The organism is Pyxidicoccus xibeiensis (assembly GCF_024198175.1).
Classification (GTDB): Bacteria; Myxococcota; Myxococcia; order Myxococcales; family Myxococcaceae; genus Myxococcus; species Myxococcus xibeiensis.
Map to the genome: position 1 here is coordinate 940,208 of NZ_JAJVKV010000002.1, position 21,573 is coordinate 961,780.

Below are 21,573 nucleotides of genomic sequence, written 5' to 3' on the forward strand. Positions count from 1 at the left end.
ACGCGGTGGCGGGTGTTAGCCCAGACGCCCGGGAATGTCAGCCGCCACCCGTGCCGACTCGCTGGACAACGTCCTTTGGGTGGCGGAGGGTGAACGATCGCCATGGCCCGCATCGCGCGTCTGAGTGACGTCCTCATCAACAAGATTGCCGCCGGTGAGGTGGTGGAGCGCCCCGCCTCCGTGGTGAAGGAGCTGGTGGAGAACTCGCTCGACGCGGGTGCCAGCACCGTGCGCGTCGAGCTGGAGGGCGGCGGCGTGGACCGCATCATCGTCTCCGACGACGGGCACGGCATGGGCCGGCAGGACGCCGTGGCCTGCCTGGAGCGTCACGCCACCAGCAAGCTGCGCGAGCTGGACGACCTCTTCCACATCGACTCCATGGGCTTCCGGGGCGAGGCGATTCCGGCCATCGCTTCCGTCTCCCGGTTCACACTCCACACCGCCGAGGTGGGCGCGGACGTGGGCACGCGCGTGACGGTGGAGGGGGGAGGGGCGCCGGTGGTGGAGGACGCGCCGCCGCGCACGGGCACCGTCATCAGCGTGGAGGACCTGTTCTTCAACGTGCCCGCGCGCCGCAAGTTCCTGCGCCGCGGGGACACCGAGCTGAAGCACGCGGAGGAGGCCGTGGTGCGCCTGGCGCTGGCGTACCCGGAGGTGGGCTTCTTCGCCTCGCACGACGGCGCCACGCTCTTCTCCAGCGCGGCCTGCCCGGAGGACCCGCGCGAGCGCATCGCCGCGGCCCTGGGCCCCACCGCGCACCCGCACCTGTTCCCGGTGGAGGAGCGGCGGCTGGGCATCGCCGTCACCGGCTACGCCGCGTCGCCCGAGTTCACCTTCAACAACGCGCGCGGCCTCTACACCTACGTCAACCGCCGCTACGTGAGGGACCGGGGCCTCATCGGCACCGTCCAGCGCGCGTACCAGGACTTCCTCGCCGCGGGCCGCCAGCCCGTCGTCGTGCTCCACATCGACGTGGACCCGCGCGCGGTGGACGTCAACGTGCACCCGCAGAAGCAGGAGGTGCGCTTCGCCGACGCGCGCGGCGTGCAGGAGGCGGTGACGGCCGCGCTCACCCGCATGCTGCGCGCCGCCCCGTGGCTGGGCGCCGTGCCGGAGGGTGGGGCGCCCCAGCCGGGCCAGCCGCGCGAGGCCGCCCACTACGCGCTCGCCGTGGAGCGCTTCCTCACCCGCGCGCAGGAGGCCACCTGGGGCGCGCCGCTGCCCACCGCCATGGATGCGCCGGGGGCCGGGCCCGCCGGGAGCGGCCGGGCGCCGCTGGGGCCCTATGTGCCGGGGAACATGCCTCCGGGCGCCGCGCCGGGCGCGCTGCCCTTCGCCGCAAGCCCGGGCCAGGCGCCGGCCTTCGGACAGGCGCAGCCCCAGCTCAACGAGGCGCCTCCGCCGGGCTACTTCGCCGCGCTGCGGCCCCTGGGACTGCTGGGCGGCCGCTTCCACGTGTGCGAGGGCCCGGGCGGCACGCTGGTGGTGCTGGACCCGCACGCCGCGCTGGAGCGCGCGCGCCTGACGGGCTACCTGCGCGCGCTGGACGACGCGAAGGCGCCTCCGCCACCGTCGCTGTTCGGCACTACGCTGGAACTGCCGGTGCCGGCCGCGAAGGCGCTGGTGGAGGGGCGCGAGGCCCTGTCCCGCCTGGGCTTCGACCTGGAGCCCTTCGGCGGCACCACGGTGGCGCTGAAGACGGTGCCTCCGGGCCTGGAGGGCGTGGACGCACGCTCGCTGCTGGAGGCGCTGGCCCGCGCGCTCCCGCCGAAGGGGGCCACCCTGGACGCCGTCTCGCTGGCGGAGGCGGTGCGGGTGATGGCGTGCCATGCCGCGCGCCGCGCCGGGGCCTCGCCGCTCACCGACGCGCAGTTCCGCGCGCTGCTCGGCGAGCTGGACCGCGCGGACTTCCACCCCGCCTGCATCCACGGCACGGTGGTGGTGCTGGAGATGCCCCTGCTGGAGCTGGAGCGCCGCGCCCGCTGACGCCTGTGTCCGAGCCGGGCGGCCGGAATCCCCAGTCGCGCCGGGCCCTTGCGCGTCCGGAAAATTGACGCGTGGGAGGTCGCTGCTACCGTGCGCCACACGCCTGTAGCACGGGGCGGACCCAGCAAGGACGTACGGCACGAGCACTCACGGCAACGAACGGGAGCGGGCACATGCACGGCGTCATCACCCTGCGGGACGTGGTCGCCAACCTGGGTGTGGTGCTCCGCGAGTATGGCGCCGGCTGCGCCATGCGCTGCCTGCTGGCCACCTTGCGCCGCAAGCGGACCACCTTCCTGGAAATCGCGCTGTGCCCCAAGCGTCCCTGACGCCAGAGTTCCCTTCGATGCTCCGCCGCCTCCTGCCGACGCTCTCCCTGTTGCTCGCCGCCCCCGCCTTCGCCCAGGACGCCCAGGCGCCCGAGGACGCCGCCGAGGAGGTCTCCACGGATCTGAATGGGGTGGGGCGCATCTCCATCCAGGGCGGCTGGCGCGTCACCTCCAACGAGACGCTCTACACGAGCTGGTACGGGCGCCCCTTGAACGCGGGGCTGCCGCGCGCCCGCGAGGCGGCGGGAGGGCCGCTGGTGGTGGGCTCGTTCGCCTTCGCCATCACCGACATGGTGGAACTGGGCATTGACCTGTTCGCCACCGGCGGGCGGCTGTACCTCAACGAGCGGGAGGCGGGCTCGGACGTCATCACCGAGCGTCGCTTCGAGACGTTGAGCTTCGGCGCGCTGGTGGGGCTGCGCTTCCAGACGGTGCTGCCCGAGGTGGGGCCGTACGGGTTGGTGCCCTTCGCCGGCATCCTGACCGGGCCCTCGCTCGTCTCCTCGAAGCGCCAGGGGGACAAGGTCCAGGAGGCCACCACCCAGGCGTGGGTCGGCTCCCTGGGGGCCACCCTGCGCCTGTCTCCCCGCTGGGGCCTCACGGCGGAGTACCGCCTGGCCTTCGCGCGCGGGCCGGTGGTCCACCCCCTGGAGCCGGGCAACGAGAAGCCGCCCACCAGCTCCTTCAGCACGGGCGGCAACTGGCTCACCCTGGGCGTCACCTACAGCTTCCCGGCGGAGCCCACCCGGCCCTTGCCCTCCGGCCTGTAGAGCGGGCAGGCGGTCGAGACTCGGGCTGTCGGCTACCGGAAATGGACCGCCGTGACGGCGGTGTTCCGCTCCGGAAATTATCGCCATACGCCCGGGAGAACTCTTTACGATGCGTGAGTCGGCCGAGATCGTTTCCACGCCCAGGAAGATGTCCATGCCAGAGCAGCCCAAGACAGACGTTGAGAAGGAGCTGGCGGACCTCCGCCGTGAGATCGTCGAGGCCCGCAACCTCGTCATCAAGAGCGACAACCTGCTGAAGAACCTCCATGCGGAGGTGAAGGCGGTGGGCAAGCGCCACGAGGACTTCCAGAAGCGGCAGTGGATCTCCTCCGCCGCGGCCTACGTCCTCTTCGCCGTCATCGCCGTGGGCGCCGCGCTGATGATCACCAGCGCGCGCAGCTCCAGCGCCACGGGCGAGCGCGAGCGCCTGGAGAAGATGGTCGCCGACCTCACCGGGCAGTTGGAGAAGCAGCGCGCGGACACCGCGACGCACCAGACGGCCCAGCGCGCCGCGTCCGAAGTCTACAAGATGATGACCAACCTCCCCGGTGACGAGCGCCTCAAGGGCATCGACGCGCTGGTGAAGCTGGACACGTCCCGCCTGAGCTCCCTGGAGCGCCAGGCCCTCAACGACCGCGCCGCCGTGCTCCGCCGCGAGACGGGCGACGCCGCCTTCGAGCGCGGGAAGATTGCCTTCCGCAAGAACGAGATGGACGTCGTCGTGACGGAGATGGAGCGCTTCCTGGCCATGAACCCGCCGCAGGAGCAGGCGCTGGACGCGTCCTTCTTCCTGGGCACGGCGTACAACCAGACGCGCAAGCACGACAAGGCCGTGCCCCTGCTGGCCCGCTTCGTCGAGGGCGACCGCGCCTCCAAGACGCGTGACTACGCCATGCTGCTGCTGGCCCAGTCGTACCAGGAGGTCGGCCAGTTCGATAAGGCGCTGGAGACCGCGCGTGACGCGGCCGGCACCTACCCGAACAGCCAGTACCAGCCGCAGTACCGGGGCCGCATCGCCACGGTGAAGCGCGTCATGAACCCGGAGGCCGCCGCCGCTGCCCCGGGCGCCGCGCCCGCCGCCGCCCCCGCGCAGGTCGCGACCCCCGCGGGCCAGTAGTCGGGCCACGCGGTGTCGTCCCACCCCCACCGGAGGACGGTGGGGGACGCGCCACCTCCCACCCGTCAACGGTGGGAACACGGAAGCGTTGCCACACGGGGTCCACGGTCGTAAGACCTGGGCCCCGTGTCCGCTCCCGACCCCCGGAAAGACCCCCGCTTCCGCCGCTACCGTGGTGCCGCGTATGGGGTGTACATCCTCCTCACCACCCTCTTCTCCATCTGGATTCTCTGGAGCGTGGGCCGCTCGGTGGCGGCCATGACGCCGGAGAAGCCGCCCAACGCCACCCAGGCGCTCACCTTCCGCGAGTGCCTGGACGGCGCGCGGACGCTGTGGACGGAGCTGGAGTCCGGGCGCGAGAAGCTGGTGAACGTGTCGCCCGCCCAGGACGTGGACCAGGAGTGGATGCGCTTCCGGACGGCGTGGCTGGAGCGGCTGCGCCAGCGCGAGTCCGAGTGCGCCCTCAACTCGAGGGAGCGCGAGCCCCTGCGCGCCGTCTTCCGTCGCCTGGAGGGCGTGCAGGACCTCTACACCATCCACGCGGTGCAGTACGCGGGCGAGGTGGGCGGCGCGGTGGACGCGCTGCATGACGCCTTCGAGACCGCGAAGCGCAGCCCCGGTGCCGGCCGGCTCCCCTGAGCCAGCAAGGGCTCAGCGCACCGGGATGAGGGCGGTGTAGCGGCCCTGGTGGTCCGACACCGTCTGCGCGAGCAGCACCGTCGTGGGCCGCCCCTCCAGCGTGACGACCCGGTAGAAGCGGATGGACGCATACGGCAGCGCCCGCGCGCCGTCCGTCACGCGGCCGGTGACGGTGCGGCCCTTCTGCAGGGAGAATGTGGCCAGCTCCTGCGGCTCGGTGTCGTCACCGGGCAGCACGGTGATGACGCGGCTGACGCGGGGGCGGGTGTCCGGGGGCAGGAAGTCCACCCGGTACACGGCCGGGTCCAGGCTCAGCACGAACGTCCCCTGGTCATTCGTGGTGCCCAGCGCCTCGCCTCCGCCCGGAGGCCGGGGCCAGCCCGGCACCTCGTCGATGGGCTCGGCCACCACGCGCACGCCGGCCGCGGCCTCCGTGCTGTCCGGCAGGAGGATGTCGCCGCTGACGACGCGCCGGGTGGCGCAGACGATGTCCGGCAGCGTGGCGCCCGTGGCGGGCACCTCCACCGGCAGCACGGTGAGCCCCGCGGCGAGGCCGGAGGGCGGCACCACCACCAGCTGGAGCGTCCCCCCGGGCACCGCCGGCAGCGTGTCCACCCCGAAGCGTCCGTCCGTGCCGGTGGTCGCGAGCGGACCGTGGAACGTGCCCCCTCCGGCGACCTCTCCGCGCAGCGCCACGGTGGCGCCCGGCACCGGCCTGCCGTCCGGGCCCACCACCCGGCCCGTCAGCCGCACCGGGTCGCCCGTGTCTCCCAGCTCCAGCGGCTCGGTGAGCGGCGCGCGCGGGTCCACGGTGAAGGTCTTCTGCGGCACCCACGGCGTGCTGCCCGCGCTCGTCACCCGCACGAGGATGGCGGAGCGCTGCGCCGCCTCCGCCGGAATGACCAGGGTGAAGTCCCCCGAGCCCCGCACCACCGGCACGCGCTGGGACAGCGGCGTCAGGTCCGCGTCCAGGGCCTGGACCTCCAGCGGCGAGTCCACCAGCACGTCCCCCTGCCTCACCACCCGGCCACGCAGGGGCGCCACCGCGTCCGGGGCGGGCAGCACCAGCTCCAGCGGCACCTCGGCGCCCGGCTCCAGGTGGCTGAGGCCCCGGACGGGAGGCACCTCGGCGTCCGCGGCGGTGAGCGTCACCGTGTAGTCGCCAGTGCCCACGGGCAGCGCCCAGGTGCCGTTGATGGGCACCAGCGTCGCGTCGTACTGCCGCGCCACGCCGGGCAGCAGGGCGCTCTGCCCGGTGGCGCGCAGGTGGAGCGGCTCCGAGTAGGGCCGAGTCGCGACGCCCCCGTCCGCCTCCGGCAGCGACGTGGCACGCACCACCCGGCCCAGCACCCTGGCGGGGCCGAAGAGCGTCAGGTCCTGCTCGGGCCGCAGGTCGGGCACCGGGAAGTCCTGCGCGTGCAGGCCCTCCTCGGGGTTGGGCGTCACTTCGACGACGATGTCCCGGCCCGGGTCTCCGCACCCGTCCGGGAAGCAGACCTCGTTGGCCCCGCACTCGGCATCCGTGCGGCACACCAGCGTGCTGGGGTCCGGCTCGTCCTCCAGCAGCGCGCACCCGGCGGCGGCGGCGAGCACCCCCAGCAGCGCCCACGAAGCGCGGCGCGGCGGCCTCACCGGCAGTCCCCCTGCACGGTGTTCACCACCCACGCATAGGTCGTCACGTAGCCCGGGTTCTCGATGAAGGTGCCGTCGGGCAGCTGCACCGGGCGCGAGCGCGCCACCCGGTTGACCAGCTCCGCGTCCGACACCACCGCCTCCACCAGGTGCGGGCCCGACGTGCCCAGCGGGCTGTTGGCCGACGCGAGGCTGATGAGCAGCGAGCCCCGGTCCGAGCGGCGCGGCCCGCTCGAGTCGCCCGACAGCTCGTACTGCCGGTAGGGCCCGCGCGGGTCCTGCGGGTTGTAGTCCAGGTACCAGTGCACGACGATGCGGTCGTCCACGTCGGGGTCCTCGACGACGACCTCGAAGGTCAGGTCGCACGCGCCCGCGCCGAAGTCGGAGATGATGCGCTGCTGGGGCGACACCAGGCTCTCGATGATGCGGGGGGGCCGGTTCATGAAGGCGGGCACACCCTCCAGCTGGGTGTCGTCCTGGGGAATGAGGCAGCCCGTGGCAGCCCACGCCGCCACCACCAGCGCCGGCCACCTGTATCGCCGCGTCGTGCCTTCCATCGTCCGTGCGGGCCGCTCCTCTAGAGCAGCTCGTCACCCTCCTCGGGCGGCAGGGGCCGGCCCGACTTCTCCGCCTCCAGCTTCTCCAGGTGGCGGAAGATGGTGCGCGGGTCCACGCCCAGGTCCTTGGCTGTCTTCGTGCGGTTCCCGTTGTTCCGGGCCAGCACCTCGTTGATGTAACGCTTCTGGAATTCTTCCTTGGCCTGGAGCAGCGGCATGATGGGCTCCAGGTTCTCCGGCTTGAGGTCCAGGTCGTCCGGGCCCAGCAGCGGCTTGTCCGCCAACACCACCGCCTTCTTCAAGCGGTTCTCCAGTTCGCGGATGTTTCCAGGCCAGCCGTACTTCCGCATGGAGACGGCGGCGGAGGGGGTGAAGCCCTTGGCCTTGGAGTTGAACTCGCGCGCGTACTTCTGGAGGAAGAACTTGCCCAGCACCACCACGTCCTCGCCGCGCTCGCGCAGGGGCGGCAGCTTCAGGGTGACGACGTTGAGGCGGTAGTAGAGGTCCTCGCGGAAGGTGTTCTTCTTCACCTCGTCCTCGAGGACCTTGTTGGTGGCGGCCACCACGCGGATGTCCACCGGCTCGCCGCGGTTGTCTCCCACCTTGTAGACAATCTTCTCCTGCAGCGCGCGCAAGAGCTTCACCTGGAGCTGGAGCGGCATCTCGCCAATCTCGTCCAGGAAGAGGGTGCCGCCGATGGCCGCCTGGAACTTGCCGGCCTTGGTGGCCACCGCGCCCGTGAAAGAGCCCTTCACGTGGCCGAACAGCTCGCTCTCCAGGAGGTTCTCCGGAATGGCGCCGCAGTTGATGGTGATGAAGGGGCCCTTGACGCGCGGGGAGCGGCGGTGGATTTCGCGGGCGATGAGCTCCTTGCCGGTGCCCGTCTCGCCGGTGATGAGCACGGAGATGTCCGTGGGCGCAATCTTGTCGATGCGCTTGTACACGTCGCGCATGCCCTGGCACGCGCCGACGATGTCGCCATAGCGCTGGTCCTCCAGCTTCCGGCGCAGCTCCGTGTTGTCCAGCTTCAGGTCGTTGACCAGCATCGCGTTCGCCAGGACGAGCGACGCCTGCGCCGCGAAGATGGTGAGCATGTCCGCGCTCTTGGGCTCGAAGCGGTTCACCAGCCGGTCATTGCCCACGTAGATGACGCCGAACAAATCCCCCTTGTGCATCAGCGGCACGCACATGACGGAGTGCACGCGCAGGTTGACCACGGACTCGCTGGCCTTGAACTCCGGGGCGTCCACCGCGTCGGCGACGATGAGCGGCTTCTGGTCCGCCACCACCTTGGCGATGATGGAGTCCGACAGCTTCTCCACCGCGTCCTCGATGTTCTCCCGGGCCACGTTGCGGGCGACCTTCACGCGCGGCTCGCCGCTCTCCATGAGGATGAGGAAGCCCTTGTCGGCGCGCGTCACCTCGATGGCCTCGTCCATCAGGCCCTCCAGGATGCGCTCCACGTCGTAGAGGCCCAGCAGCCGCTCGCTGAAGGCGGTGAGCCGGCGCAGCAGGACCAGCTCGCGGCCGGGCACGCCGGGCAGCTCCGAGGTGTGCGAGTCCGGGTTGGACGTGCGCACCACCTCGCGGGGCGGGGTGACGGGCGGGGGCGGCGGGGCGCGGGGCGCGTCCTCGCGGGCGAAGATGAGCTCGGTGCCGCCCACGCGGACCACGTCGCCGGTGGACAGCGCGTGGGCGTCGCGCTTCTTGCCGTTGACGTGGAACGTGGCGCCCAGGCTGCCCACCTCGTAGCGGCTGCCGTCGAACGTCACGTGCAGGGCGCTGTCGGGCACACCCGGGTCTTCGAGCTGGACGTCGTTGTCGCGGCCCCGGCCGATGCTGGTGATGCGCTTGAGCAGGGAGACCGAGCGGACCTTGCCATCGGGGGAGCGGACGGTGAGGCTGGCCATGGCTTCGCGTACCTGGAGCGGAAGACTCAGAAGAAGAGGGTGAGGCCGGCGCCGAGTCCGCCGGAGGTTCGGTAGAGGCCCACCCGCGCGGAAGCGCTGGGAGCCTGGGTACCGGGTGCGGCCGAGGTGCGGCTCGGAAGCGGAGCCGGGGAGGGCGCCGCGGCGGGCAGCTCCGCGCGGGGCTCCACGGTGGTGCGGATGACCTGGTCCTCGTGGTGGTAGAGCGCGTCCACCACGCCCAGGGCGTAGACGGTGTAGAAGCCCGCGGCCGAGGACAGCTTGAGCAACTGCCAGGTGTCGGCCTGCCGGCCCCGGCTGGTGGGGATGAAGCGGACCTTGACGGTCGCCCGGCCGTCCGGGTCCAGGACGTTGTCGAGCGGGATGTCCTGCTCCTCGAAGAGCGACTCGTAGGCGAAGAAGGAGATGATGCTCGTCACCGCGAGCGCGCCTTCCGTGGCGGCGAAGACGATGCCCAGGCTGTTGCGGCCCTGCTGGAACTGCCCGGCGCCGAAGGGGACGAAGTTGACCAGGAAGTTGCGCTTCTCCACGGTGCGCACGGTGACCTGACTGGCCAGCTCCTCGGCGCGGCGGCGCTGCACCTCGGCCTCCAGGCGCTCGCGCTCGCGGCGCTCGGCCTCGGCCTTCTCGCGCTCCTGGCGCAGCCGCCGCTCCTGGCGGAGGAACTCCAGCTCGCTGGTCATCTCCCCCTTGAGGTCCTCCAGGAAGGTCACCGCCGGGGGAGGGACGACGAAGGGGTCCAGGCCGTAGTCCGGGTCCAACCGGAGCAGCGCGCGCAGGTGGCGCGTGGCGTCCTCCATGCGGCCCAGGTTGAAGGCCGCGAGGCCGGCGAGCTTGTGCAGCTCCACCAGCTCGTCCTCGGCCAGGCCGCCCCGGTCGATGCGGGCGCCCGCGCGGTCCAGCACCTCCGCGTACTTTCCGTACTCGAAGCTGGCGCGCAGCGCGGCCACCTCCGGGTCCCCGGAGTCCTGGGCCTGGGCGAGGGCGACGCGCGGGGCCACCAGGGCCAGCGTCCCGAGGAGGAGCAGGAGTCCGCGGCTCATTCGGGGAGGAGGCTCCCTCGGAGGATGGTGGGCGTCCCGGGCCGCAGGTGCACCACGCGCCGCTCCGGCTGGTAGCCGGGGTGCGAGATGTCCACCACCACCGTGTGCTGGAAGCCGGCGGGGCCCCTGGGCGAGCGGACCTCGAAGGGCGACTGGAGGCTCTCCTGTGCCGTGCGCAGCTGCTCGCCCACGCGCACCGTGGCGCCGGCCGGCTCGTACTCGAAGGAGAGCAGGGCGGGCTTGGGCTGGGCGCGCAGGTGGAAGAGGTTCTCCCCCTCCGCGCTCACGTCGATGGTGTCCACGACGTCCTCGCAGTAGTCGCACGAGATGGTGACGGAGTGGCGGCCCGGCGGCAGCTCCATGGCGTGCTGCGCGAGCGGCTGCGGGCTGGGCGGGCCGTCGTCCACCCGGATGATGCCGAAGGGGCGCACCAGGATGGACACCGGCACCTTGCGCAGCAGCGGCTTGCGCAGGGCGGCCTCTTCCGACGGAGCCCGCTCGGCCGGTGCCGCGGCGCGGGCCGGCGTGGGCCGGGGCGTTCCTCCCGTGCTCGGGTTGGCGTCCTGCGGAGGCGTGAGGCCGCCGGGAGGCGTCTGCGGGAGGGCGCCTCGCGAGGCCGGCGGCCGGGGGCCGTCGGGGCCCCGGTCCACGAGGGCCGGGGGCGTGCCGGGAGGCGGCGTCCGCGACTGCTCGGGCGCTCCGTCGTCAGAGCCGTCGGGCAGGCGCGAGGGGTCACGCGTCATCGCGGGGCCGTTGGCGCTGCTGCCGTCGGAGGGAGGAGGTGTCGCGCCGCCGGTCGTCCCGGCCGTGCCACCCTCGGTGGGCGCCGGGGTGGCGTGCGACTGGTGGGCCTTCCACCCGCCCAGGCCGAGCACGGCGACGGCGGCCAGTCCGAGGCCCGCGCGCAGGCCCCGGCGCTGCCACTTCTTGATGCGCTGGGCGCGCCGCAGGCCCTTGAGGAGCGCGAGCGCGCGGGCGTTGGTCGCATCCAGCGCGAGCACGTGGTTGAGGCAGCCCAGGGCGCGCGGCGTGCGCTTCTCCGCGAGCAGCCGCTCGCTGCGCTCCAGCAGCGTGGCGACGATGCGCTGGCGGGCCAGCTTCCGGTACGACTGCGGGTCGGCGAAGAAGGAGACCAGCTCCTCGCCCACGCGCGCGAAGCCCAGGCCCGCGAGGTAGTCCGCGAGCGCGTCGCGCAGCTTGGCCGCGTCCGGGTAGCGCCGCTCCGGCTCGCGCTGGAGGCAGGTGGCGCAGATGTCCGCCAGCTCGTCCGACAGCGTGGGCACGCGGCGGCGCGGGTCCTCGTAGTCGCCGTCGAGGATGCGCTTGAGCGTGGCCGTGGTGTTGGTGGCGGTGAAGGGCAGCCGGCCCGTCATCGCCGCGTAGAACATGATGCCCACGCTGAAGACGTCCGCCTCGGGGCCGGCCTCCAGGCCCTCGATGATCTCCGGGGCCATGTGGGCCGGCGAGCCCACCAGCGTGCCGGTGACGGTCATCCGCTCCTCGATGTCGAGCAGCCGGGCGATGCCGAAGTCCATGAGCTTGAGGACGCCGTCCTCACGCACCATGACGTTCTCCGGCTTGAGGTCGCGGTGGATGACGCCGGCCTCGTGGGCATGGGCGAGCGCGGCGGCCAGCTCGTGGATGACCATGGCCGCCAGCTCCGGCGGGTCCATGGGGCCTTCGTCCAGGAACGTCTTGAGCGTCTGGCCGCGGATGTACTCGGTGACGATGAACGCGTCCTGCGCGTCCGCCGAGGAGAAGTCGAAGACCTCGAGGATGTTGGGGTGGTGCAGCTTGGCCACCGCGCGGGCCTCGCGCGCGAGCCGCCGCCGCGACTCGTCCTTGCCGGCCAGGTGCGGGTGCAGCACCTTCACCGCGACTTCGCGGTCCAGGGCGGTGTCGAGCCCCTTGTACACGACGCTCATGCCCCCCGAGCCGAGCTGCTCGAGGATGCGATAGCGACCGATATGGCGGCCGACGAGCGTCATGGTGTCGCGCGGTCCTCCCCCTCAGTCCCCGAAGCTGATGCCCATGCTCTTCGCGAAGCGCACCAGCTCACCGGACGGGTCCACCCGGCGCTCCTTGCGCGACTCGGCCAACGGTACCGCGACAATCTCCCCGGCGCGCAGCGCGACCATATGGTCCCACTGCCCGTCACGCACGAGATCCAACACCTTGCACCCGTAGCGGGTGGCCAGCACCCGGTCCTCCGCGCTGGGGCTGCCGCCGCGCTGCACGTGGCCCAGCACCGTCACGCGAATCTCCGCGTCCAGGTGCCGCGCCAGCAGGTCCGCGCACACCTTGCCGGAGCCGCCCAGCCGCACCACGCCGCGCCCGGGCACGTCCTCGGCCTTCTCCAGCACGGCCAGCGCGCCGCCTTCCGGGAAGGCGCCCTCGGAGATGGCGATGATGGAGAAGCTGCGGCGGCGCGTGGCGCGGCGGCGGATCTTCTCCAGGATGGACTCCACCTTGTAGGGAATCTCCGGGATGAGGATGACGTCCGCGCCCCCGGCGATGCCGCTCTCCAGGGTGAGGAAGCCGGCGTGGCGGCCCATGATCTCCACCACCATGACGCGGTCATGCGCCTCGGCGGTGGAGTGCAGCCTGTCCAACGCCTCGGTGACGATGACCCGCGCGGTGTCGAAGCCGAACGTCTGGTCCGTGCCGGACAGGTCGTTGTCGATGGTCTTCGGGCAGCCCACCACCTTGAGACCCTTCTCGGCCAATCGGTGGCCAATCGACAGCGTCCCGTCACCGCCGATGGCCACGAGCCCGTCCAGCTTCAGCTCCTCGCACCGGCGGAGGACCTCGTCGGACACGTCCCGCTCCACCCAGCGCCCGCCCTCATGGAAGGCGTAGGCGAAGGGGTTGGCCTTGTTGGACGTGCCGAGGATGGTGCCCCCCTTGGGAAGGATGCCCCGGGTATCCTCCTCGGTGAGGGGGCGGGTGAGGCCGGGCTCGACCAGACCCATGTAGCCGTTCTCGATACCCACGAACTCATGGCCGAACTCGTGCGTTCCCCGCTTCACGAGGCCACGTATCAGCGCGTTGAGCCCGGGGCAGTCGCCACCACCGGTGAGGACTCCGAGTCGCAGGGAGCGGGGCATACAGGTCGGACGCGGGTGTCAGAGGGGCGGGGTACCACCATGACAGGAACGTCGGACCTGATTCTAGGGGTGCCCCCCGGGGGGTGCAACGCGCGAATCACCCGGCTTGGCGGATTTGCGAGTGGATACGGGGCCTTCCGTCAATCTCGCTTGAGCCGGCGGCGCGCGGCGACCCGGTCCAGCAGGGCCTGGAGGCGGTTCTCGGGCTCCTTCGGGAGGGCCTTGTCTGTGGGGGATTGTAGGGGCATCTCGCGGGCGAGGCGGTAGAGCTCGATCAGCCGCTCCTTGAGCAGCTCGCTGTCCGGACGCTCCTGGAGGGCGCGGCGGTAGGCGGCTGCGGCCCCTACGTAGTCCCCGAGGGCGAAGAGGCGCTCGCCCTCCTGGACGGGTGAGGAAGGGGGCAGGGGAAGGGAGGCCTCCTCGGGTGGGCGGGAGGCCAGGAGGGCCTGGAGCTCGGACGGCTGGAGCGAGTCACGCAGGTTGGCGAGCTTGAGGGCGAGGGCCTCGTCGTCCGGGAAGGAGCGGGCGAGCGCTTCGTAGAGGCCGAGCGCCTCGGCAATCTCGCCCCGGCGCAGGGCTCGGTCGGCGCGTGCCTCCATGTCGGCCCGGGCGGCTGGGTTCATCGAGCCGGGGAGGTTACCCGCGACGTTGGGGGATGTCACAACGAAGGCGCGTGGGTGACGCGCGGACCTATGCTGGCCGCCGTGAACTCCGCCCTCCTGGTCGTGGGACTGCTGGCGCTGACGGGCGCGCTCGGCTCCGAGCTGCGCCGCGACGGCTACCAGTTCCGCCCGCCCGAGGGCTTCCACATGGTGCGCTGGGAGCAGTACGCGGGCTCGCGCGCGGGCGCGGTGGCGCTCCAGTCGGATGCGCCGCGCGCGCTGTCCGCGGCGCTGGCGGACGGCGAGGGGCCGGAGGCGGCGACGCTGCTGGTGTCGGTGGTGGAGCGGAGCTTCTCCGCCAGCCCCTCCGCGCGGGACGACTTCGCCGCGGCGGTGATGCAGCACTTCCAGCGCGAGCTGGGCCTGACGCTGTCCCCCGAGCGCGTGGAGCGGCTGGGCGGCGCCGTGCCGCGCGTGGAGGTGCTGGGCACGCTGCGCGAGGCGGGGCAGGTGCGCACGGTGCTGGTGGCGGCGCTGGCGTCCGAGGGGCGCCACGCGGTGGTGACGGTGAGCGCGCCCGCGGTGCGCTGGGAGGAGCTGGCCCCGCGCATCCGCGCCTCTCTGGAGACGTTCCGACTGGAGTCGACCAACGCGCCAGGGCCCGTGCCGCGCAGGCTGCTGGGCGCGCTCGCGGGGGCCCTGGCCGGCGCGCTGGTGGCGTCCTACGCGGCGTGGCGGAGGCGGCGCGTGCGCCAGGACCCGGGCGCGTGAGGCCCCGGGCTCAGCCCACGAAGTGGAAGCGGTAGTGGCACTCCGCGTCGCCCTGCGAGAAGCCCTTGAGCCGCTCGGAGCGCACGTGCTTCGCGCCCAGCACCTCGAGCCCGTGCTTCATGAAGCCCATGGTGATGAACTCGAAGTACGCGTGGGGCATGGGCACGCCGGTGATGCGCAGGTCGGCGCGGCCCTCGCCCGGCTCGACCAGGGCGCTGCCCGCGCTGAAGTAGGCCTTCCACACGCCGGGGAAGAACTGCAGGAAGCGGTGATGGTCGGCCTGGCTGAACATGGCCTTGAGCTGGCCCTTGGTGAGCGCGTGCTCCACGGCGTTCTCCCCGAAGGTCCAGTAGGCCTTCGGGTCGTTCTTGTAGAAGCGCGCCAGCAGCGCCTCGGAAAAGCGGACGTAGGCGTCCGCCGGAATCCACGTCATCGGCAGCACCGGCTTCGCGAAGACGGGGTCCTTCTTCGCGTACTCCGTCAGGAACGAGCGCCAGGCGGGCTCGCCGAAGTCGGCCACCACCGACTCGTGCCGCGCGAGGAAGGCCGTGCCTTTGATCTCCATGTCCCAATGTCTCCCAGGCTGAGGTGTTGTCGCTGCCGGGCGGATTGTTCTCCGCCGCTTCCGCCGGAGGCCAGGACCGACACCCGACGTGTGGCTGCTCGCTCGGAGGACTCCGGGTCGCGGGCTTCGATCACCCTGCGCCGAGGCCAAACAGCCGGGCAGCGGCTTCGGAGAGTGCCTGGCCATCCGCTCCGTGAGCCTCCCTGCGCAGGCACGAGGTCGGCGCGTGCAGCAGCTTGTTGACGATGGCGCGCGCCAGGGCCTCCACGCTCTGGCGCTGCCTGTCCGTGAGGTCCGGGCCCAGGGTCGCCAGGGTCCTTTCCACCTCCGCCCGGGCGATGTGCCCGGCGCGCCGGCGCAGCTCCACCAGCATCCGCGGTCCGTCCCGCTCCGCCTCGGCCCGCATGAAGCGCCCCACCTCCTGCCGCACCAGCACGCCCGCCGCGCGGGCCGCCTCCGCGCGTGCCGCCGCGCTGCGCGCGACGAAGCGCTGCAGGTCGTCCACGTCATGGGTGGACACCCACCCCAGCTCGGACACGTCCGGAGCGATGTCCCGGGGCACGGCCAGGTCCACCATCAGCAGCGGGCGGAACCGCCGCGCCGGGCCCACCGCGCCCATGCTCCGCCGCGTGAACAGCGGCACGGGCGAGGTCGTCGAGCACACCACCACGTCGGCCTCCTCCAGCAGCGCATGCAGGGCCTCGAACGGCCTCGCCTCACCGCCCACCTCCGCGGCCAGCAGCTCCGCGCGCGCCCGCGTGCGGTTGGTGACGAGCAGCCGTCCCACCCGCGCCTGTCCCAGATGCCGGGCCGCCAGCCGTCCCATCTCTCCCGCGCCCACCATCAGCACCGTCTTGTCCGACAGGTCACCCAGCTCGCGGGACACCAGCGCCACGGAGGCGGACGCCATGGACGTGGGCGCCCGGCCGATGGCCGTCCCCGTGCGCACGCGCTTCGCGCACGAGAACGCCGCCGCGCACGCGCGGGCCAGCCTCCCACGCGCGGCGCCCGCGCGCCGCGCCGCTTCGAAGGAGGTCTTCACCTGGCCCAGGATCTGCGACTCGCCCAGCACCAGCGAGTCCAGGCTGCAGGCCACCCGGAACAGGTGCTCCAGCGCCCCGGTGCCCTCGTACTCGTAGAGGTAGCCCTGGAGCTCGGGCCCGCCCATCCGCTCCAGCTCCTCGCGCACCCGGGCCCGCGCACCCGCCGCGTCCTGCGTGGCCACGTACACCTCGACCCGGTTGCACGTGGCGACGATCATCGCCTCGTCGGGGGCCCGCCCCCACCGGCCCAGCAGCTCCAGCCGCCGGGCCTCGCTCATCGCCAGCCGCTCGCGCACCGCCAGCGGCGCCGTCTGGTGGGACAGGCCCACGCACACCAATGCCACGGCGTCCGTCTCGACGGACCGGGGAGCCGGCACGGGAGCGCCCAGGACCCGCCCGGGCCGCGTCGAGCGGAGCCTCCAGCAGGGGGTGAAGCGGAGCGGGCCCCTGCCCTGGGCCGGGAGGACGCTTCCATGACGTGGTGGCGGCTGAGCGCCCCGGGGTGTTCTCGCGGTCATCGTCTGTCCTCTCGCGGGTGCACGGTTGCGGTGGCTGGAAGGGGCGGCGTGCTACGCCACCCCGGCGAACCTCAGCAGCTCGCCCATGGAGAAGTCGCCGGGCTTCCTTCCCAGGAAGGGCTTCCAGTCGGGGTCTGCCCGCAGGTACGAGAGCCGGTCCCCTTCGAGCATTCCGAGGAACACCTCCGCGACGATGCGGCCTCCCACGGGGCCCAGCCGCTTGCCCTCCTCGCACCTGTCGGCCTCGCGCAGGATGTAGAACCACGGCGGGGTCGAGCGGTCGAGATTCAGGTGCTTCACGTCCGCCAGGTCATCGGCCTGCAGGGGCTTGATGCGCAGCGCGCGGGCCATGTCCTGTCCCGAGGGCATTCCGAAGGCCAGGCTCCGCAGCAGGTTGCGCTGCGCCAGGGACGCCGGGCTCGCTCCAGGCAGCCCCGGAGGACCGAAGGGCAGCTCGAACAGGACGGTCGACAGCTTGGTGTCGATGCGCTGGCCGATCTGCGGCAGGTTGGGCGCGGGGTCGGTCCCCATGCGGAAGAAGAACTTCCACTCCACGAACCGCCGCTCCGCGCGCCTGCCGCCTCGCAGGTCGTTCGGATCCGGCAGCGACGGGTCCAGGGTGATGTCGAAGACGGGAGCCGCGAAGGTCGTGTTCGCCTGGTAGCCTCCCTTCACCTGGCTGTGCCCGAAGCGGTAGGCCGCCACCGCGAACTCCACGGGGATGAAGGGCTCATGCCTCCACCGGTAGCACCGGTTGTGGCAATCGTCCTTCATCAGGTCCTTCACCAGCGACTCGCCCACGATGTGGGGGAGGAACTCGTTGACCACCATCCACTGGTAGTGCCACCGGACGATGCGCTGGGCTTCCGCGAAGACCTCGCCGCGCGGCACCCCGCCCTTCGAGATGACGTGGTCGACGACGGCGTTGTGGAACTTCAGGAAGGCCACGTGCAGCTGCGACACGATGACGTTCTCGTCGTTACGAGGGTCCCCGATGAGCGCCCGCAGCTGGCTGTTGCGCGGCACATCCCTCGGGGCCGCCGCGTCGATGAGGAGCTTCCCGGGCTTGCTCGCGTCGTAGAGGTGCGAAGACGCGATGGGGCCGGAGCCGTACACGTTGTCCAGCTCCAGCATGGGCGTGCGGAAGTTGGCGACGGCCTCGGGGTCGTTCTGCCGCTCCAGGCTGGACGTCGGGTCGAACGTCATGTCGTGGTCAATGAACTGTCCCAGGTAGGTGAAGCCCGCGGACAGCTTCGCGGGGTTCTCCGGGTTCTTGCTCGGGTCCGTCGTGCCCGGATCCATCACGCCACCCTTCTTGCCCAGCTCCAGGAGCGCCTCCCGGACCTGATGGCTGTCCGCCGCGAAGGGGGGCAGCCCCGGGAAGAGCCTGCCGAACTGCCCCCGGTCGTAGTACCGGGACCTGGGAGGGTTGATGCCTCGGATTTCCATCGCGCCGTGATGAACCATGTCGACCTGCCTTGAGTGAGGCGACGGGGCTCTTCCCGCCGCAAAGCGATGGAGGGGCCGCGGCGACAAAAGTGACCTGTCGCCAAGGGCAGACGCGTCTGCTCGGCCGTTCCCATGGAACCGGCCGAGCACTCCAACTGACAGTCGTGTCCGACCGACAGCCCGGAGACGGCGGCAGCGCCTCCCCGTGGGCTCGGGGCGGGAGGTTCAGGAGCTCCGCTCTGGCACCGGAACGGCGGAGAGCACGTCGAGGGGGACGGGCCTCCACAGGAGCAGCAGCGTGATGAGCCACTGGACCACCTCGACGGGCAGCCTCCAGGCCTGCTCTGTGACGGCGATGCCATTCATCGTGACGGGGTCTCCGAGCGCATTGCCCAGGCCGACGGTGACGATGGCCACCGTCATGGCGACGAAGAGCGGCAGTGCGTTCAGGCGTGTGAGGAGGGCGGGGGCGGGCAGGAAGGCGCTGAGCAGCAGCCCCGTGCCGCAGATCATCTCCACCAGGCAGACGAGGTACGCGTTGAACAGCGGGAAGGGAACGCCGATGGCGGCCAGGTACATGCCGAAGCCCTCCACGCCCACGGGCAGCGACACGGCATCCGTGCCCAGGGGCATGGCTTCGAAGAACTTCAGGTAGCCCAGCACGAAGAAGATGAGCGCGGCCGTGGCGCGCAGGGCGAGCCGCAGGGGCGTGTCGGCGGGCGTCAGGAGGCGGGGGCCTGGAGTCCGTGCACGCACGCGGTGGGAGGGGCGCGTGCGCGTGGCGCTGGACGCGTCCCGCGGAAGCGCTGGAAGGGGCACGGAATGTCGCGAGCGGTAGTTCATGAATGCATCCGGGAGGGGGTGGGGGGAGGTGGAGCGACGGCGCCTTGCGCGGCCCCGTCCGTTGGTGGTCCAGGGCGGGCGGGAATCCCATGGCGGCCCTCCACAGGGATGGAGTGCGGCGCCTCCAAAGTGAATGGCGTCCCACGGGCCCCGAGGTCCGCTGTCAGGACACCTGGGTGCCATGGAGGGAGCCGAGGGGTGCTCCGCGCCCGTCACATCCCGGGACTGGCGGAGGGGTACGCAACCCGGCGTGGCGCCAGCGAGCGCCTGGGACGGAGCGCCAGCCTGCGAGGCAGGCCGCCGGCCCGTCCCTTGCGGCCGCTTCTTCCCGTGGCTCGCCGCCCCGGGCAGGGCCCGCTGGGGTAGGGTGGGAGGCATCCATGATTGCCTTCATCCTCGCCGCCGTGCTGGCGCAAGCGCCGGTGCCTCCGGTGGAGCCAGGGCCGCCTCCATCCGCCGGGACGACCGAGCCTGCCGAGCCTGCCGAGCCCGCGCCGGTGCCCATCGCCGCGTTGCCCCCGGCCACGCACGAGCTGTTCCAGCGCATCGAGGGCCGCGTCGCCCAGGTGCGCATCATCGAGCGCCGGTCCGGGACGCGCTCGTCCATCGGCTCGGCGTTCTTCGTCTCCGCCGACGGGCACGCCATCACCAACTACCACGTGGTCTCCGACGTGGTCATCCACCCGGAGGACTACACCGCGGAGCTGGTGCTGAAGGGCGGAGGGGAGCCCGTGCCGGTGAAGCTGGTGGACGTGGACGTGGTGCACGACCTGGCCGTCATCCGGCTCGCCACGCCCGTGAAGGACTTCTTCGCCCTGGAGGAGCGCGAGCCCCCGCACGGCGCGCGCCTGTTCGCCATGGGCAACCCCAGGGATCTGGGCACCACCATCGTCGAGGGCACCTACAACGGCCTCATCCAGGACGCCCTCTACGAGCGGCTCCACTTCAGCGGCGCCATCAACCCCGGCATGAGCGGCGGGCCCACGCTCACGGGCGAGGGGCGGGTGGTGGGCGTCAACGTCGCCACCATGGGCAACCAGGTGGGCTTCCTGGTGCCGGTGCGCTACGCGCGAGAGCTGCTCGCCCGCGCGCTCCAGCGCAAGGCGGAGGACCCGCAGGCCCTGCTGGACGGCGTGCGCGCGCAGCTGATGGACAACCAGCAGCGGCTCACCGAGCAGCTCCTGTCGGCCCCGCCGCCGAAGCATGCGCTGGGCGGCTACCGCGTCCCCGGCCGCTGGAGCCCCTTCCTCAAGTGCTGGGGCGACACGCCGCACGACCCGGAGGTGCCGTACACCGTCACGAACTACCAGTGCTCGTCGGAGGAGGACATCTACCTGTCCTCGCGCCACCGCACGGGCGTGGTGTCCTTCCTGCACCAGCACGCCACCAGCCAGGAGCTGGGCCCGCTGCGCTTCTCCGCGCTGTACAGCGCGCTGTTCTCCAACGACCCGGACCCGGTGGAGGCCACGCGCCAGGACGTCACCAACTACCGCTGCCGGTCCGAGTTCGTGGACGTGGGCGGCCTGTCCGTGCGCACCGCGCTGTGCCTGCGCGCGTACCGGAAGTTCCCGGGCCTCTATGACGTGGTGCTGCGCGCCGCCACGCTGAACGCGGGCACCAGCGGCTTGGACACGTCGCTCACCCTGGCCGGCTTCACCGCGGACAATGGCCGCCGGATTGCCCGTCGCTACCTGGAGGGGCTGTCGTGGACGAAGTGATCTTCCTGGAGGTGCTGGAGGGCGACGCCGTCCACGCCCGCCACCGCCTGGAGCGCTTCCCCGCCAGCGTGGGGCGCGGCTATGGCAACGACGTCATCCTCGACGACCCGAAGGTGTCCGCCGAGCACCTGCGCATCGACCGGCGCGAGGACGGCGCCCTGGTGCTGCGCGACGTGGGCAGCCACAACGGCACGTACCGCGTCGACCCGTGGGCGCCGCTTGCCGAGCTGGAGCTGACGCCCGACACGCGCGTGGCCGTGGGGGACACCGTGCTGCGCTTCCGCGCGCGCAACCACCCCGTGGAGGACACCGTCGTGGGGCCCGCGCCCACCGCGCCCCGGCCTCGCGTGTTCGAGCAGCCCCGGACGTTCGCGCTGGCACTCGCCGCCCTGCTGGGCGCGAGCGTGCTGGAGGCGTACCTCACCAACTACGGCCGCACCGACTGGAGCGAGCTGGTGGTGTCCGTCGTCATCCCGCTGGCGCTCGTCCTCCTGTGGGCCGGCGGCTGGTCGGTGGCGAGCCGCATCGCCCGACGCCAGTTCCACTACCGCTCGCACGCCGCGATCGGCTCGCTGGTGCTGCTGGGCGCCTTCGTCCTGCCCCTGCTGCTGACGCTGGTGGGCTTCAGCCTGGCGCTGGGCAGCGGCCTGTCGGCGCTCCACCACGTCGCCTTCCTGGGGCTGCTGGGCTGGGGCCTGTTCTGGCACCTGCGCTACGTGACGCGGTGGGACCCGCGCCGGCTGGTGCGGGTGCTCGCCGTCGTCACCCTGGTCTTCGGGGGGCTGTCGCGCGCGGACGAGTTGCTGGGCAACGAGAGCTTCAGCCCGGAGCTGGACTTCCCCCGGACGCTGCTGCCGCCGGCCTTCCGGCTGGCGGGGACCCAGCCCGTGGAGACCTTCTTCGAGGAGACGGACGGCCTTGTGGAGCAGGTGGACGCGCTGGTGAAGGAGGACTGA

At 72.1% G+C, this 21,573-nt stretch carries 19 protein-coding genes; 8 read left to right on the forward strand and 11 right to left on the reverse strand.

Annotated features, from left to right (window positions below):
- Window positions 1-102 precede the first annotated feature (102 nt).
- The 5 genes from mutL to LXT23_RS11755 all read left to right on the forward strand — a co-directional run bounded on the left by mutL (window position 103) and on the right by LXT23_RS11755 (window position 4,841).
- Complete coding sequence (mutL, locus tag LXT23_RS11735) at window positions 103-1,986, forward strand: DNA mismatch repair endonuclease MutL (protein ID WP_253980207.1); 1,884 nt, start codon at window positions 103-105, stop codon at window positions 1,984-1,986.
- Between the two features lie 173 nt (window positions 1,987-2,159).
- A complete protein-coding gene (locus LXT23_RS11740; RefSeq protein ID WP_253980208.1) occupies window positions 2,160-2,315 on the forward strand; it encodes a hypothetical protein in 156 nt (51 codons plus the stop codon).
- A 17-nt stretch (window positions 2,316-2,332) separates the two neighbouring features.
- The gene (locus tag LXT23_RS11745) at window positions 2,333-3,085 is read left to right on the forward strand and encodes a hypothetical protein (protein WP_253980209.1); all 753 of its coding nucleotides are present in this window, start codon (window positions 2,333-2,335) and stop codon (window positions 3,083-3,085) included.
- A 109-nt stretch (window positions 3,086-3,194) separates the two neighbouring features.
- On the forward strand, window positions 3,195-4,202 hold the full coding sequence (locus tag LXT23_RS11750) for a tetratricopeptide repeat protein (RefSeq protein WP_253980210.1): 1,008 nt from the start codon (window positions 3,195-3,197) through the stop codon (window positions 4,200-4,202).
- A 126-nt stretch (window positions 4,203-4,328) separates the two neighbouring features.
- A complete protein-coding gene (locus tag LXT23_RS11755) occupies window positions 4,329-4,841 on the forward strand; it encodes a hypothetical protein (RefSeq protein WP_253980211.1) in 513 nt (170 codons plus the stop codon).
- Between the two features lie 12 nt (window positions 4,842-4,853).
- On the opposite strand, the gene LXT23_RS11760 is transcribed toward LXT23_RS11755, so the two are convergent.
- From LXT23_RS11760 to LXT23_RS11790, 7 genes are all read right to left on the reverse strand, one after another.
- On the reverse strand, window positions 4,854-6,473 hold the full coding sequence (locus LXT23_RS11760; RefSeq protein WP_253980212.1) for a carboxypeptidase-like regulatory domain-containing protein: 1,620 nt from the start codon (window positions 6,471-6,473) through the stop codon (window positions 4,854-4,856).
- Entirely contained in the window at window positions 6,470-7,030 is a 561-nt protein-coding gene (locus LXT23_RS11765; RefSeq protein WP_253980213.1) for a hypothetical protein, read from the reverse strand. The genes LXT23_RS11760 and LXT23_RS11765 overlap by 4 nt, the downstream gene beginning before the upstream one ends.
- A 20-nt stretch (window positions 7,031-7,050) precedes the next feature.
- The gene (locus LXT23_RS11770; RefSeq protein WP_253980214.1) at window positions 7,051-8,940 is read right to left on the reverse strand and encodes a sigma 54-interacting transcriptional regulator; all 1,890 of its coding nucleotides are present in this window, start codon (window positions 8,938-8,940) and stop codon (window positions 7,051-7,053) included.
- 26 nt (window positions 8,941-8,966) lie between these two features.
- Window positions 8,967-10,001: a hypothetical protein gene (locus LXT23_RS11775; RefSeq protein ID WP_253980215.1), complete on the reverse strand. Its 1,035-nt coding sequence runs from the start codon at window positions 9,999-10,001 to the stop codon at window positions 8,967-8,969.
- Window positions 9,998-11,989 carry a serine/threonine-protein kinase gene (locus tag LXT23_RS11780; RefSeq protein WP_253980216.1) on the reverse strand — a complete coding sequence of 664 codons (1,992 nt, stop codon included), beginning with the start codon at window positions 11,987-11,989 and terminating at the stop codon, window positions 9,998-10,000. Before LXT23_RS11780 ends, LXT23_RS11775 begins: the two co-directional genes overlap by 4 nt.
- A gap of 21 nt (window positions 11,990-12,010) precedes the next feature.
- The gene (locus LXT23_RS11785) at window positions 12,011-13,108 is read right to left on the reverse strand and encodes a 6-phosphofructokinase (protein ID WP_253980217.1); all 1,098 of its coding nucleotides are present in this window, start codon (window positions 13,106-13,108) and stop codon (window positions 12,011-12,013) included.
- 140 nt (window positions 13,109-13,248) lie between these two features.
- Window positions 13,249-13,731, reverse strand: a complete 483-nt coding sequence (locus tag LXT23_RS11790) for a tetratricopeptide repeat protein (RefSeq protein ID WP_253980218.1) — start codon at window positions 13,729-13,731, stop codon at window positions 13,249-13,251.
- A gap of 69 nt (window positions 13,732-13,800) precedes the next feature.
- Between LXT23_RS11790 and LXT23_RS11795 the strand changes: the two genes are divergently transcribed.
- Window positions 13,801-14,481: a hypothetical protein gene (locus LXT23_RS11795; RefSeq protein WP_256560797.1), complete on the forward strand. Its 681-nt coding sequence runs from the start codon at window positions 13,801-13,803 to the stop codon at window positions 14,479-14,481.
- A 10-nt stretch (window positions 14,482-14,491) separates the two neighbouring features.
- Here LXT23_RS11795 and LXT23_RS11800 read toward each other — a convergent pair whose 3' ends face one another.
- The 4 genes from LXT23_RS11800 to LXT23_RS11815 all read right to left on the reverse strand — a co-directional run bounded on the left by LXT23_RS11800 (window position 14,492) and on the right by LXT23_RS11815 (window position 18,899).
- Window positions 14,492-15,046, reverse strand: coding sequence for a DUF2378 family protein (locus tag LXT23_RS11800; RefSeq protein ID WP_253980219.1), 555 nt, complete (start codon window positions 15,044-15,046; stop codon window positions 14,492-14,494).
- Between the two features lie 130 nt (window positions 15,047-15,176).
- Window positions 15,177-16,433, reverse strand: coding sequence for a glutamyl-tRNA reductase (hemA, locus tag LXT23_RS11805; protein WP_323378901.1), 1,257 nt, complete (start codon window positions 16,431-16,433; stop codon window positions 15,177-15,179).
- Between the two features lie 225 nt (window positions 16,434-16,658).
- Window positions 16,659-18,056: a peroxidase family protein gene (locus tag LXT23_RS11810; RefSeq protein ID WP_253980220.1), complete on the reverse strand. Its 1,398-nt coding sequence runs from the start codon at window positions 18,054-18,056 to the stop codon at window positions 16,659-16,661.
- A gap of 225 nt (window positions 18,057-18,281) precedes the next feature.
- Complete coding sequence (locus LXT23_RS11815) at window positions 18,282-18,899, reverse strand: DoxX family protein (protein ID WP_253980221.1); 618 nt, start codon at window positions 18,897-18,899, stop codon at window positions 18,282-18,284.
- A gap of 380 nt (window positions 18,900-19,279) precedes the next feature.
- Here LXT23_RS11815 and LXT23_RS11820 point away from each other — a divergent pair, with 380 nt between their 5' ends.
- Together LXT23_RS11820 and LXT23_RS11825 are read left to right on the forward strand one after the other, a co-directional pair.
- The gene (locus tag LXT23_RS11820; protein ID WP_253980222.1) at window positions 19,280-20,617 is read left to right on the forward strand and encodes a S1C family serine protease; all 1,338 of its coding nucleotides are present in this window, start codon (window positions 19,280-19,282) and stop codon (window positions 20,615-20,617) included.
- The gene (locus LXT23_RS11825; RefSeq protein WP_253980223.1) at window positions 20,605-21,573 is read left to right on the forward strand and encodes an FHA domain-containing protein; all 969 of its coding nucleotides are present in this window, start codon (window positions 20,605-20,607) and stop codon (window positions 21,571-21,573) included. The genes LXT23_RS11820 and LXT23_RS11825 overlap by 13 nt, the downstream gene beginning before the upstream one ends.